Source organism: Ruegeria sp. CK3, assembly GCF_056536565.1.
The window spans coordinates 72,320-85,099 of record NZ_JBQFPV010000002.1 but is presented as its reverse complement, the minus strand read 5'-3'; the positions used below and the strand labels follow the sequence as shown (position 1 = coordinate 85,099).

The following is a 12,780-nucleotide window of genomic DNA, read 5'->3' as shown; positions in this document are numbered from 1 at the left end:
TATATCAATAGGTTAAAAAAATTCTTAAGTTAATTTTTCACTACACCTTCGATGCTGATCGAGAAAACCAAGAGCTGTTTGGCCAAACTTGTCAATCGAACCATACAGGAAAACAGAGCAGTATTCATCAAGCGTCTGTGAACTCGCAGCCGACGTTGTAGGCAACTCGTGCCAGCGGCGGCTCGTGGCTCGAGACACGCATTTAAAACCAAGCTTCGTGATTTCCGAGTTGAGAGCCAATGCTGTCACGCTCGGCTGCCTACAAACGCGTTTGAAAGAAGTGAGCGTTGTTCCCAGACAAATTCGAAACGGTCTCAGTTGCGCCAATTAGAACTGCCCTCAATGCCGCGCAAAAATCGCGCCACTCAAGCAAATTCAATCTGAACTGGCTCTTTGATCGGCCTGACTGGACCCGAAAAGCGAGACTGTGGGAATATAAGCAAGCTGGCCACCACCTCTTTCACCTTTCAGAAGAGAAATTTGATCAGCTGTCCAGATGCTCCATCGCTCGACCGAAGACGAAAGCTGTTTGATAGTCCAACGCCGTTGAGGCCAAACGTGACCAACCCTTAACAGTGTTTATGAACAGTTCCCCCTAGGTCGCGTTTAAAATCGGACCATCAAGCAATCTGACCAAATCTCCAAAGTATCCTGCAGAACGCGCGGGACGCGTAGGATCAGAGGTGATTGCGACGGCAAGGTTTCGCTCAGGATGGGCCGCCATAATTTGCCCTCCGTACCCACGCGCCAATGCATAGCCCGAAGGGGAAAGAAACCAGCCATAGCCGTAGTCTAGTCCAGAGAAAGGTGAACGGCCGTGCGGCTTGGTCGATTCCAAAACCCAACGCTCAGGAATGATTTGCGTGTTGGCAAAAGCCCCGCGGTCCCGAAGCAACACCGCGATCTTCAACATTGACCTCGGCGCAATCGCCATTTCATTGCCACCCAAGTAGTAACCCTGTGGATCCTTCGTCCAAGCGGGGATCTCGATACCAAGTGGTGCACCCAGCCTCTCTCGCGTCAGCCTCAAAAGGCTTTGTCCGGTTGCCACGGTCAATGCTGCGCCAAGCACGTGGGTCGATCCCGTGGAATAGAGCATCTGCTCCCCGGGTTCAGCAACCATCGGTCGCGTCAGCGCGTCCGCGATCCAGTTGGCAGAGTTGATCCATTCTCCGTAGTTGCCGCCCGAGGTTCTTTCGAGACCTGCCCGCAGCGTCACCAGATCCTCCATCGTAATGCTTTCGGAACCGGGTGTCGCATTAGCGGGCAAAAGCCGTGGAGCGACCTCCTGCAAGGTGGCATCTACAGATGGGATTTCCTGCCGGTCGATCGCCGTCCCAAGCAACAAAGCCACAATGCTTTTTGAACAAGACTTTATGTTGGCCGGCCTATCCAGGCCTGCCCCCTGTTGGGCCTGCGCGAAAATGACATCCTCGCCGAGTTGAATTTGAAGGGAATGCAACTGCGGAAGACCGCTGATTACATCATTCAGCACCACCGTTTGTCCCCGCACAATATACGGAGCACAAATTGCGGTTGCGGTTGCCAACAGGAACTTGCGACGTGTGATCATGGCATTCATTTGGAAGCAAATCTCGGAATGTCCAGACACCTACGCAACATCCCAGGATTAATTGTCCAAGATTTAAGAAAGCCTCCGCAAACGAAAAGTGGGATTTGAGGCAACAGGAGGCTTCGCTTGTAAACTTGGCCAGCATCCTAGCGTGTAAGAACTGTGGTAGACTGACCTCGAGGACATTCTAGCAGGAGATTTCCCGTTGCTACCGAATTCACTCCGTCTCGCACTCTCGGTCATAACAATCGCCATGTCGGTGGGCGCCCTACCGGACCGCGCCAATGCAATAACGCAAGATGTTCCAGCGTGGCTACAAAAGCACGTGGGTACGGGTGAGGGGCAAATCGCGCCAATCGTTCTGGAAAGGGCACGCGCGCTTTACATCAAGAAACTACGCCGAGGCGAAGTAAGGAACCCCTGCTACCTGGCCAAGGACGCAACCCGCCCCAGCACTGCAAGAAACGGCAATCCGGGCAAGCGTTTTTATGTCATCTGCGAGTCACAAAAGTCCTTCCGAGCGGTTTCGTCCGGCTATGGCAATGGCCGAAAACTACAGCGCGCCAATTTTTCGAATGGCCGACAATGCGCGAAGAACTTCAGCAATGCAGAAGGCTCTAAACTAACCGCCGGAGGCGCCTATGTGACGGCTGAAACCCGCACGTCCTTCAAAGGTTACCACAGTCGTTCCGGCAAAACGCAGCCGTTCTACCGCACGTTTCTTTTGTTTGATGGTGAAGGAGAAACGAGCAATGCCCGCGAGCGCGCCATCGGAGGCCATCCGGCTGTCTTCCTTAAGTGGCAATGTAGGTTCAAAAACCCTCAAAGCACGCATGCAGACAACGATGGCTATGTCCCTTACGGAAGGCTTGTGAACTACACTGGTGGTCGTAGCAATGGTTGCACAACCTGGTCACAATCCGCCTCAAAAGAGATTTTGGCGCTTGTAGAAGGGAACCCAACAACCCTGTATATCTACCCGGAATCCAAAGACATAAACGCTGTCGCCAAGGCGGTAAAAAAGGGAAAATCACTTTCTCGAGCTGGAGTTTACTGGAACGCAGCTTGCCTAAAAGCGATTGGTGAACCAAAGTTTTGGCCCAAAAGCAGCCTACAGCCGATCATAAATAGTTGGAGAGCATCTTTGCCCAAACAGCCGCCGTTGGAATTGCCGATCTGCAAGTAAATTGCAAAGCAGAACCTAGGCGCGCTGCCCTTCAAGTCTTTGTGCTGTGGGCTCGATGCTGGCGTTCAGCGAATTTCGCTCAATACCTGCTTTGCGGACGAAGCCAACCTTCGGTCCACTCCAAGAAACTGGCGGTTCCGGCCCAAACGAGCCGTTGCTAAAGCAGCGCTGCAGATTTCGCAAAGCGGTCCTGCGGCAAGCCCCGCCCTATGCCCCTTCTTCATAGCGCTTTCGTTCTGCATCACTTGCATCGCGCCATTCGGCGCGGAGTAGGTCCATTCGCCGAGGAATACTGTCTTCGAGGACCTCCGCCTCAATGATCCGCTCTGTCCGAAAGTAACGAAAACCTTCTCGCATCTCGCACCATGCGGCGATGATGCGGCTGGTGTCTCGATAACCCAGCAGTATGGGCCATATCACGCGACGGGTCTTTTGGCCTGAGTTATCTGAATACTTCAAGGCTATCTTTTTGCGACACCGAATGGCCAGACGAATGGCCGCCGCGCCGAGTACTTCATCCGGCTGAGTGACGGGCGCGACGCTGACCGCCGGCTGAAGAAACGACGTCCGGTACTTGTCAGGTGCGACAGCTTCCAGCTTGGTGATCAGCTTCTCAGCCGCCAGTGCAAGCTCGGGTTCGCCTCGGGTTTGGACCCACAGCACACCAAGCGTAACGGCCTCGATCTCATCCGGGGTCAGCATCAGCGGTGGCATATGAAAGCCGGGCTCCAACACATAGCCGACGCCGGCCTCGCCATTGATTGGCACGCCCTGCCCCATCAGCGCAGCAATGTCGCGGTATACCGTGCGTTTGGTCACGCCCAGTTCTTCACCAATGGACTGGGCTGAGATCGAGCCTTTGGCGCGTCTCAGAATCTCGATGATTTCAAATAGCCTGTCGCCGCGCCTCATGTGATCTCCTTTCTATGAAACAAATCATACTGACACCATGCTGACAACACGCTGTCAGCATAGGCGCGGTACAAGCAGGAAAGGCTTCAACCAAGGAGATCAGACTATGAGACATTTCATTGCCCTAACCCTCGCCGCGGTTCTGCCAACAGCACTCGCAGCGAAGTCGTCCGAGCAGCTGGGAACTGCGCCGATCATGGCCATGGGCGCCTATGTGCCGACCGACAACATGGAGGAATCGGAGGCCTTCTACCGCGCCCTGTTCGACAGTGCACCGACAATCGGGCTACCTGAATTCGTGGCGTTCGACGTGGCTGGTGGCTGGTTCGCGATCGTGTCACGGGATAAGTATGCACCGGGGGCCAAGGCAGGTTCGGGCGCGGTTCCTTACCTGCAATCCGCCGATCTGGAAGTCTTGCACGCCCGTGCCCTTGCCGCCGGTGTGACCGCGCCAAAGATTATCGAAGAGCCGGGCATTCACCTGCTCAAGATCACCGACCCGAACGGTCAGCTGATCGAGTTCTTCAGACTGACCCATCAGTGACACTCTCAACACTCAGCACTATTTCAATGGACATCGCACCATGCAAATGAACTACTTCGTTGTCGGTACCAACGACATGGCCGCCGCTACGCACTTTTATGACCAGCTTTTTGGTCAAACGGGTGTGGAGCGTGTATCGCCCACCGACAGAATGACATACTGGCTCGGACCTGGCTTTGCCTTTGCAGTCGCCATCCCGTTCGACGAAAACCCTGCCACCAATGGAAACGGAACCATGGTCGGCTTCAGTGTCGGGTCGACTGAAGAGGTCGAAAGGCTTTATGCATTGGCCATCGAGCTTGGTGGCACGAGCGAAGGCGAACCGAACCAACGTGGACCGCGCTTTTCGGCCTACGTCAGGGATCTGGACCGCAACAAGATTTGCCTCTCCGCCTGAGCGAAGGTCGCAAGCGCAGTTTCCGATCGAAAGGAGAAGGTTTTTTAGCTCGTTCTTTTGGGCGCGAATGGGCGGACAGGCAAGCCTTTTGCTCGAAGCTGCGCTCGCAAAAGAAATAGAGGTCACAGCAGACGTTCGTTCTTCAGACAAGGCACCCGATCTCAAAAAAGACTGCACGTGGATGTCGGTGAACCCTGTGACCCTTTGTTCCTCGCATCAGTGTTTCGCGACCATGACGCCGTTACTTCGACCTTGGGCGGTCGGCTGCCTTCGAAAGGCGCGACATCGGTGTACTAACGATCTGCGGTCGCCATCGTAGAAGCTGAGTCTCAGGTTAACCCTTCGACCCGTAAGGCCAGATTAGGTTCAGAATTAAGATTGCAACGAATAGGTTGAAAAACTTAAGCACTGTTGCTCTTCGTTTCGGCATGTTCGCAAAAAGTGGCATCTGGTCGAGGCCCCAGAGGACAGCAAAGCTGATCGCTACGGTGACAATCATATGTGGAATATCAAGGCTCACAGCGTCCCTTTCAAATAACTGAAATGATGTCTACTGGCGTTGTTTTATGCGACGGCAAAGCAAGTTTAGGATTACAAGATTGAGCGCCGGAGTCAGACTCGCAAGCCACGGACGCCAAGGCTCGGGGAAACCATCTGTCAAAAGAACCCATGGCAAGCCTAGGGGCAACAGGAAGATACCGGACAAAGGATCTCGCCGCTGACCCAAAAGCCCGAAGGTGCCGACCAGAAACAGCGCGAGTGCTATGAGGTACAAGACCCCTACGGTTCGAACAACCCAACGACAGGCGGTTGCCGATCCTGACACTACCTAGTCCTTTCCGTATGTGTAAGTGAGACTCACCGGGTGCCGCTGTCAAATTAGTTGCACGCCGGATAGTTCGCGCGATCCGCTTCCGATACGTCCACGGGGCATTCGGTGTTCCGGTTTGCTTCGGAAATATCCGCTTCCGTGGTGAAGGATTGCTCTTCTGCACATCCTGCCAAAACGACGAACAGTGTTGCGGCTGCAAGCGTGTATTTCATGGAACTTCCTTTCAATCAGACAAAGTGTTCAGCCACGACCTAGAGCATTAGCAATCTGCGGCGGGCAGCATAGTGACATCCGAATAACGGCCATCGGCAGTCGTGATGCGTGCGCATGCACGCGTGCTGCGGTTAAACCAGAAGGCAGTTAGACCGTCTGTCCGGATCAACTCATAGCCGAGGTTTTGAATGCCCATCTCGGCCTGACCGGCCCGCGCACTTTCAAATGCGGAAAGATCGGTGGAGCTTCCCACGAACGGTTGGTCAGTTGAAGGTGCCGTGGGGCTTGACGTCTCCACGCAACCCGCCACTGCGCCGAGTGTCGCAAATGCACAAACCAGCATAAACCTAGTCTTCATGGAATCTCCTCTACGATAAGGAAACTCTTCCGTGTTCATGTCATTCGATGCCAAAGATCACGTTGTAGGACTGTGCACCGTTGGAAGTGTTGTAGACTTCGATCACGTGATCTCCCGACTGCCAGAGCTGCCCACGATACTCTTGCGCCGCGCCCGTTTCGTCGAGCAGCACAGACCCGTCCGGATTATAGATCACATAGGTCATTCCGGGTCCGTTCGCGGCGAGGCGGAAATAAAGGAACTGACCATCACGCGCACGCAAGATATATCGCCGGTTCTCTTGTGGCAGGAGAGAGCCAGTCAGCTCCGCACCGGAAGTGCCACTTGCGAACTTCACACGCTCTGTGCTTGGCGCGCCTGTGCCAGAAGAGCCCACCATCGCACCACCGCCGTCATCTGCGGCTTGTGCAACGCTCAATTCGGCAACCTGACCATCGTTTGAGACAAGGCATCGCCAGATTGTTTCGCCTCTATCTTGCAAAATGACAAGCGAGTTTGCTTCGGAAAACTCGGTGGAGAGCACCGTGCCACCTTGTCCATCTGGCCCACCGACTTCGCGCAATTGGTCGATACAGCCGTCAATTGCTTCCTGCCCAACATCCGCGGCGGCCGCGAGCGTTGGCAAAGCAAAAATACATACAGTCAAAAACGTCAATCGCATTATTAAAAACTCCCAATGGAACCACGGAGAACTTTAATTACTAAAGCAATGCAAACTTTCGCACACAATAATAATGTAAACACCGCTCCTGACTCAAAGCGGCCGACCAAGTCACAAGTCACTCAGCGAGTTTTGCGATTGTTCGTCGGTCTTTTGGGCGTCAAAAGCGATCATTTTTGGCCCGCTTCCCGAGAGCAGGCGTTCTTGCGCAATGCAGCATCCGGCAAAGTGGACTCGCAACCGACCTCAGAGGTAGCACAGCATCTGTAGAGGTTTGGCGAGTTAGCTCATCTTGTGCGGCGCAAAGCTGCCCTACATTGCTGAGTCTGTATGCCGCGTCGCGGCCCATCAAAGAAGACGCTCACTGCGCTAATGTGGCCTAGCGCTGCGCGCACTCGCACATCGCGGATACAGCTCTCTTCAAAGACAAATCATCAAATACGTGCAGCAAATTAGCAAGTTGCGCAATTCTAGAATGCTGGGGCAAGAACCGACCTATTCGGTTGATCCGAAGGTAATGGTATTCTGGAGTTATTCATTAAAGGTCATCCCGATTTTAATACGTATTCTTGATTAGTGATGCGTATCCCAGCATGATCCAAAGATGTCGGTCGAAATTGTAAAGTGGTTGAAAGATCTCGAACTGAGTCAGTACGCAGATGTTTTTGCGGCAAATGATATCGATGCGCGTGTTTTGCCACTTCTGTCAGACGACGACTTAAAAGAGCTCGGGGTGAGCCTTGGCCACCGCAAGATCATCCTCGCCGCAGTGCAAGAGCTAAGTGGCCAGCAACGCGCAACTTCATCGCCACAAGCATCCCGTGAACACCCCCCGGAAAACGTAAACGCGCCCATCTCAAACCATTCACAAAGTGACGATCCACTCAAAAGTAAGCATGGTGAGCCCGCCACTGCGGAGAAGCGCCACGTAACTGTTTTGTTTGCCGATCTCGTCGGCTCGACGGAACTCACCAATCGTTTCGACCCCGAAGATATGCGGGACTTGCTAAAGAACTACCAAGACGCCGTTGCGGGCGCCGTAAGTCGATATGGTGGCTATGTTGCAAAATACTTGGGCGACGGTCTTCTCGTGTTTTTTGGCTGGCCGAGGGCCTACGAAGATCACGCAATTCGGGCGATCAAAGCCGGTCTTGAGGCCGTTCATCGCGTCAGCGAACTCAAAACCCCGGACGGAGAGCGCTTGTCAGTAAGGCTGGGTATTGCGAGTGGTGATGTCGTTGTCGGCGATAATATCGGTGAAAATACATATGAAGAAGGGGCCATGACGGGCCCAGTTGTCAATCTTGCGGCACGGATTCAAGAATTTGCGGAACCAAACTCGGTCGTGTTGTCGGCAGAGGAAACCGAGACAGCGTTGCATCGGATTTTTGAATACAAATCTCTTGGTAAGACAGAGCTAAAGGGTTTTGCTGAGCCTCGGACTCTGCTGAAAGTGGTGTCAGAACGTAGTGCGGAAAGCCGGTTCCGAGCCGCACATCGCGATGAAGTCGACAGTGTTATGATCGGCCGGGACTACGAAAAGGGTATTCTGCTGCAATCATGGCAACGTGCCCAGAATGGTCATGGAGAGGTTGTGTTGCTGTCCGGTGAAGCCGGTATTGGGAAATCGCGACTTACAGAGGAATTCCTCGCAGATATCACCGCGAACGACCAGGCAGATATCATAAGGCTGAATTGTTCTCCTTATCTCAGCAGTAGCCCCTTTCATCCCGTTGCCCAACGGATATCCCAGGACGCAGGTGTCGAACCGGACTTTGACGACAATCTGATCCTTGAACATGTCAGGAAGATGCTGGAAAGACGGCCGGGACTGGACTGGGAACAAGTTCTGCCGGTCTTCGCAGCGTTGGTCGCACCTCGTAGTGCGCTAGCCCAAAAGGTGCTCGAGATGTCACCTCAGGAGCAGCGCGACATAACAATTCAAACTTTGATTCACACAGTTCAGGTGCGATCAGACGTGTGCCCCGTTGTTCTGTGTGTAGAAGATGCGCATTGGATCGATCCTTCCACACAAGCCTTGTTGGAGCGATTTAAGTCGATATCCAGCGACCTTCCTCTGATGATCCTGATTACCCACAGGCCTGGGTGGGAATTGGCCCGCGAGGATGGGGACACGCACGTTCAGTCACTCGTACTGCGTCGGTTCGATTCTGCGCATGTTTCACACCTCGTCGAAAATATCACAGGGAAGAAACCGGACGATGCCCTGATTGCTAAAATCATTGAAAAGACCGATGGTGTACCGTTGTTCGTGGAGGAATTGACGCGAACGATTGTGGAGGCGGGTGAGCAAGGGCAAATCCATATACCCTCGTCTTTGAAGGGCGCGTTGATGGCGCGTCTCGATGCGGTTTCGCCTAAGGCAAAACAGGTCGCGCTAACAGGGTCTGTTATTGGCAGAGAGTTTGAGCCGAGCATTTTGAATGCGGCGATGCGTCTTGAAGATTCTGATATCAACAATTGCCTCGAAGAACTTTCGCGAACAGGCATAATCTTCGAAAGCGGTCACAATCGCGGGCACTTTGTATTCCGTCATGCCCTTATCCGCGATACCGCCTATCAGTCCATGCTAAGCTCAACTCGAAAAAAACAACACGCAGATGTGGCGAGTGCGTTGATACAGACAAGGTCCGCCGAAATCGCGCGTCGCCCCGAACTGGTCGCCCGCCACCTTTCAGAAGCTGAGGATTGGAGGGCCGCGTTCGAAAAATGGCAGATTGCTACAGAAATGGCGTTGGCGCGATCTGCCAGCCAAGAGGCGATGACGAACGCCAGAGAAACGCTGCAAGCTGCTGAAAAACTTAGCTCAAACTCCAAAACAGAATTAATCAAAGGCAAAATACTCGTTGGCCGCAGCTACGACAGCCTGGGCCAATTGCCTGAAGGGATAGCAGTTCTGAAAGACGCCTCCAATGCGGCCCGTGCGGTGCACGATGTGGATTTGGCCGCCGACGCGGCCAACCATTTCGCAGACTCATGTATGATGTCCAGCGAAAGGCACAACGAAGCAATCGATCTCTGCGAAAATGCACTGAAGGATTTGCCCGATGATGATGAAGTCCGTCGATGCAGATTGATGAGCCAACTCGCGCGCGCGCACATGTTCGTCGGTCAGTTTTCCGAAGGTGCGCGTTTCGGCCAGCAGTCCATGGAGTTGGCCGCAAAACTCGGAGACTATAAATCCCAGTTCTCGGTAATGATGATGCATTTTGGGGCCCCATTCGTTGCGCGTAAGGGGAGAGAAGCCCGCCATTGGCGTGAAAATCTGGAGGCGATGCACGGTGTGGCCGAGCATCTTGGAAGTATCGACCAAGGGCGGGACCGTACTCTGAGCTTGTTTGTAGGCGCCGAGATGGCCGACCGTGAATTGATGGACCATTCTTTGGGTTTGCTTACCGAAATTTCGGAAAAGGACAATCATCTGCAACTCTATTGGGTTCAGAAACACGCACGCGCCATGGTTGCAATTATGGACGGCGATTTTGAGCAAGCTGAGAAACACGCCACAGAGGCGGTGAAGATTGGTCGAAAGACCCATGGGGAACATGTTGAGGGCGTCTTTGGAGTTCAGATGTTCACGATCCGCCGCGAGCAAAACCGACTGCACGAAGTTGCGCCTGTGATTAAGAAACTGATGACAGACAGCCCCGAAGACATTTCATGGAAGCCCGGCTTTGGTCTTATCGCTGCAGAACTTGGATACAAAGAACCCGCCGAACGAATACTGAATGAAATGGCTGCCAATGGCTTTGATCTTCCCCCCGACGCCATGTATTCAACGACATTGTCCTATCTGACTGACATATGTGTCGCCATTGAGCATCAGGAACACGCCAAGACGCTCTATGGCATGCTTGCTCCTTATGAAGACCTGACGATCACCGCTGGGGCCACTACAGTGTGCACCGGCGCAGCAGCGCGACGCCTCGGACGTCTGGCTACGGTTCTGAAGGACTGGGATGCCGCTGAGAAGATGTTCGAGAAGGCCATAGAACTTGACACGCGCATGAAATGCCCCCCTTGGGTCGCGCACAGCAAGGCGGCATATGCAACTGCACTAAGACGGCGCGGGCGCCAGAATGATGTGGAACAGGCGTTTCAACTGGAAGGGGAAGCGTTGGCAATTTCACAGAAATTGAGTATGGTTTCCCTCAGATCAAAGCTCGAAGGAGTAGCGAGTTAAGCTAATTAATCTGGTTTGGGGGACTTTATGCCAAGGTACATAATTGAAAGAAATTTCGCCGAGCAGCTCAACGTCACAGACGATGACAAGATTCACATCAAAGAGATCAATGACGAAGTCGGCGTCGAGTGGATTTTTTCGTTTCTCAGCGCAGACAAGCGCAAAACCTACTGCTTGTACGAAGCCCCGGACGAGGAAAGCCTGAGAAAGGCGGCCGAACGCCTGAACATTCCCGCCGATGTCATAACGCCTGTGGATCGGATTGATCCGGCAATTTTCGCCTGATCAGCATCTATTTTACCTAGTTCCGCGAAGCCCCTGCGAGGGGGTGCCTTCAGACAAATCCGAACCAGTCTCAGTTTCCCGCGGAAACCGAGAACCTACCCAGAACAAAGTTGACGCCACTCGGTGAAAGCGGTGGCATTTTTCAGATTGTGGGTACCTCTGCTAGCGAACGATCTATCTTGGTTTAAGCGGCTATAGACAGATGAGCAGACGGAGGCGTATTTCTGCAAATTTCGCATGCGCCTTAAACGCTGCATCGCGCGTTGGCGCCGTCGTAACGGGAGGTGCGAGTTCTCGACGCGGTTATTCAGCCAAGCGCAGGTCTGTTGTTTTTCAGTGGCTCCTCGCTCTCTGAGCGCGGCCCGATACGATGCGAAGCGGTTCGTGACCATGGTTTCCGCTCTACTGTGTTGCTTTATCAATTTCTTGAGGAATTTCAACGCTGCAGCTTTGTGTCGGCCTATGATAACAACGGCTTCCAGCACCTTGCCTTCGTGATCAACGGCCCGCCAAAGTTAATGCCGCTTCCATTTGCGAACGCGCGTAGCTGCTGAACACTCTTTCTTCAGATCACAGAAGCAAACACCGGGCCAAACCTGTTCCACAAATATCGGACAGTTTCTCAGTTCACGTCGATGCCTCGCTGGTGCAGCAAATCTTCGAAATTGCGAAGCGAAAGCAGGAAACGGATGTGCAGCATCACAGCAAGGCGGATTATCTCGGGGCTGGTCTTGAGGTACTTGAAAGAGACAGGTCTGGTTATGGGTAAAAAGTTAGGTAACCGCCCTGTCCCGCTCAAGCAAAGTTAATCTGACAAGACCGCGCAATAGTCGTTACGTCCTGACCCTAACACATTGAATGCCAATGTTTCGGTTGATACAGTCCTGATAGGGGAAGCGAAATGGCTCTATTCAACCGCCCAAAATCATTAACCGAATTAGTAGCTGAAAACCTGAAAGAACGCATTGTAAACGGCGAGTTCGATCTAGGAGAACAGCTTTCGGAAGCTAAAATTGCCAAAGAACTGGAAGTTAGCCGAACGCCGGTACGCGAAGCAATCAACAGACTTGAAATGGAAGGGCTATTGGTCGTCGAACCCCAACGTGGATCATTCGTATTTGATCTTGAACCCGACGAACTCGACAAACTAATCGATGCGCGCGTTTGTCTCGAAACCGCTGCGTTAAAATACGCTATGCAATCCGACGGCAATAGGCTCCACGCCGAACTGGAGGAATGTGTTCAAGAAATGAATCTGGCAAGAGATTCCGGAAATGATGCGGAATACCTTCGTCAGGACACTATATTCCACCAATGTATTTTCGATTGCGCAAACAATAGGTTCCTCAACGACGCCTATCAGACAATAGCTTTGAAAGTCTCAGCCGTGCGCAACAGGTTGGGCAGTCACCCTCGGCATATGTCGAGATCCCACAAGCAGCACATTGAACTCGTCGAGTCAGTGAAACAGGGTGATTTCCAAAATGCTTTCAAAGTATTGGAAAACCACATTGACAAAAAAAGTGGTTCATATTGGAGCGAAGTAACTGAAAAGGTCAAAACAAAGGAAGAGGCGCTGAGCGCGACAAGCGCAAATTAAGAACTAAACAGATAC

At 52.9% G+C, this 12,780-nt stretch carries 11 protein-coding genes and 1 pseudogene; 6 read left to right on the top strand and 6 right to left on the bottom strand.

Translation table 11 applies throughout. The features are described from left to right. Nucleotides 1-595: 595 nt before the first annotated feature. Nucleotides 596-1,573 carry a serine hydrolase domain-containing protein gene (locus ACR0C3_RS02680; RefSeq protein ID WP_480757026.1) on the bottom strand — a complete coding sequence of 326 codons (978 nt, stop codon included), beginning with the start codon at nt 1,571-1,573 and terminating at the stop codon, nt 596-598. Nucleotides 1,574-1,778: 205 nt separating this feature from the next. Between ACR0C3_RS02680 and ACR0C3_RS02675 the strand changes: the two genes are divergently transcribed. Then, a complete protein-coding gene (locus tag ACR0C3_RS02675; protein ID WP_480757025.1) occupies nt 1,779-2,759 on the top strand; it encodes a hypothetical protein in 981 nt (326 codons plus the stop codon). Between the two features lie 207 nt (nt 2,760-2,966). Here ACR0C3_RS02675 and ACR0C3_RS02670 read toward each other — a convergent pair whose 3' ends face one another. Continuing rightward, the gene (locus ACR0C3_RS02670) at nt 2,967-3,671 is read right to left on the bottom strand and encodes a helix-turn-helix transcriptional regulator (protein ID WP_480757023.1); all 705 of its coding nucleotides are present in this window, start codon (nt 3,669-3,671) and stop codon (nt 2,967-2,969) included. Between the two features lie 106 nt (nt 3,672-3,777). On the opposite strand from ACR0C3_RS02670, the gene ACR0C3_RS02665 reads away from it, so the two are divergent. Together ACR0C3_RS02665 and ACR0C3_RS02660 are read left to right on the top strand one after the other, a co-directional pair. After that, the gene (locus ACR0C3_RS02665) at nt 3,778-4,215 is read left to right on the top strand and encodes a VOC family protein (RefSeq protein WP_480757021.1); all 438 of its coding nucleotides are present in this window, start codon (nt 3,778-3,780) and stop codon (nt 4,213-4,215) included. Between the two features lie 46 nt (nt 4,216-4,261). After that, a complete protein-coding gene (locus tag ACR0C3_RS02660; protein WP_480757020.1) occupies nt 4,262-4,612 on the top strand; it encodes a VOC family protein in 351 nt (116 codons plus the stop codon). A gap of 879 nt (nt 4,613-5,491) precedes the next feature. Here ACR0C3_RS02660 and ACR0C3_RS02655 read toward each other — a convergent pair. The 3 genes from ACR0C3_RS02655 to ACR0C3_RS02645 are packed head-to-tail and all read right to left on the bottom strand — an operon-like array spanning nt 5,492 to nt 6,676. After that, nucleotides 5,492-5,656: a hypothetical protein gene (locus ACR0C3_RS02655; protein ID WP_170376127.1), complete on the bottom strand. Its 165-nt coding sequence runs from the start codon at nt 5,654-5,656 to the stop codon at nt 5,492-5,494. A gap of 47 nt (nt 5,657-5,703) precedes the next feature. Then, nucleotides 5,704-6,015, bottom strand: a complete 312-nt coding sequence (locus ACR0C3_RS02650) for a hypothetical protein (protein WP_480757018.1) — start codon at nt 6,013-6,015, stop codon at nt 5,704-5,706. Between the two features lie 40 nt (nt 6,016-6,055). Beyond that, complete coding sequence (locus tag ACR0C3_RS02645; protein ID WP_480757017.1) at nt 6,056-6,676, bottom strand: hypothetical protein; 621 nt, start codon at nt 6,674-6,676, stop codon at nt 6,056-6,058. Between the two features lie 604 nt (nt 6,677-7,280). Here ACR0C3_RS02645 and ACR0C3_RS02640 point away from each other — a divergent pair. Both ACR0C3_RS02640 and ACR0C3_RS02635 read left to right on the top strand, forming a co-directional pair. Continuing rightward, nucleotides 7,281-10,880: an adenylate/guanylate cyclase domain-containing protein gene (locus ACR0C3_RS02640; RefSeq protein ID WP_480757015.1), complete on the top strand. Its 3,600-nt coding sequence runs from the start codon at nt 7,281-7,283 to the stop codon at nt 10,878-10,880. 27 nt (nt 10,881-10,907) lie between these two features. Then, nucleotides 10,908-11,165, top strand: a complete 258-nt coding sequence (locus ACR0C3_RS02635) for a DUF4242 domain-containing protein (RefSeq protein WP_170376838.1) — start codon at nt 10,908-10,910, stop codon at nt 11,163-11,165. Between the two features lie 95 nt (nt 11,166-11,260). Here the strand turns inward: ACR0C3_RS02635 and ACR0C3_RS02630 are convergent. Beyond that, nucleotides 11,261-11,928: pseudogene (locus tag ACR0C3_RS02630) on the bottom strand (IS6 family transposase). Nucleotides 11,929-12,066: 138 nt separating this feature from the next. Between ACR0C3_RS02630 and ACR0C3_RS02625 the strand changes: the two are divergent. Beyond that, complete coding sequence (locus tag ACR0C3_RS02625) at nt 12,067-12,765, top strand: GntR family transcriptional regulator (protein ID WP_480757014.1); 699 nt, start codon at nt 12,067-12,069, stop codon at nt 12,763-12,765. Nucleotides 12,766-12,780: the final 15 nt, after the last annotated feature.

What these genes read in the sequence shown, in the direction of transcription:
- ACR0C3_RS02680 (WP_480757026.1), bottom strand. Translation starts at nt 1,573, where the DNA reads ATGATCACACGTCGCAAGTTCCTGTTGGCAACCGCAACCGCAATTTGT.
- ACR0C3_RS02670 (WP_480757023.1), bottom strand. Translation starts at nt 3,671, where the DNA reads ATGAGGCGCGGCGACAGGCTATTTGAAATCATCGAGATTCTGAGACGC.
- ACR0C3_RS02665 (WP_480757021.1), top strand. Translation starts at nt 3,778, where the DNA reads ATGAGACATTTCATTGCCCTAACCCTCGCCGCGGTTCTGCCAACAGCA.
- ACR0C3_RS02660 (WP_480757020.1), top strand. Translation starts at nt 4,262, where the DNA reads ATGAACTACTTCGTTGTCGGTACCAACGACATGGCCGCCGCTACGCAC.
- ACR0C3_RS02655 (WP_170376127.1), bottom strand. Translation starts at nt 5,656, where the DNA reads ATGAAATACACGCTTGCAGCCGCAACACTGTTCGTCGTTTTGGCAGGA.
- ACR0C3_RS02650 (WP_480757018.1), bottom strand. Translation starts at nt 6,015, where the DNA reads ATGAAGACTAGGTTTATGCTGGTTTGTGCATTTGCGACACTCGGCGCA.
- ACR0C3_RS02645 (WP_480757017.1), bottom strand. Translation starts at nt 6,676, where the DNA reads ATGCGATTGACGTTTTTGACTGTATGTATTTTTGCTTTGCCAACGCTC.
- ACR0C3_RS02640 (WP_480757015.1), top strand. Translation starts at nt 7,281, where the DNA reads ATGTCGGTCGAAATTGTAAAGTGGTTGAAAGATCTCGAACTGAGTCAG.
- ACR0C3_RS02635 (WP_170376838.1), top strand. Translation starts at nt 10,908, where the DNA reads ATGCCAAGGTACATAATTGAAAGAAATTTCGCCGAGCAGCTCAACGTC.
- ACR0C3_RS02625 (WP_480757014.1), top strand. Translation starts at nt 12,067, where the DNA reads ATGGCTCTATTCAACCGCCCAAAATCATTAACCGAATTAGTAGCTGAA.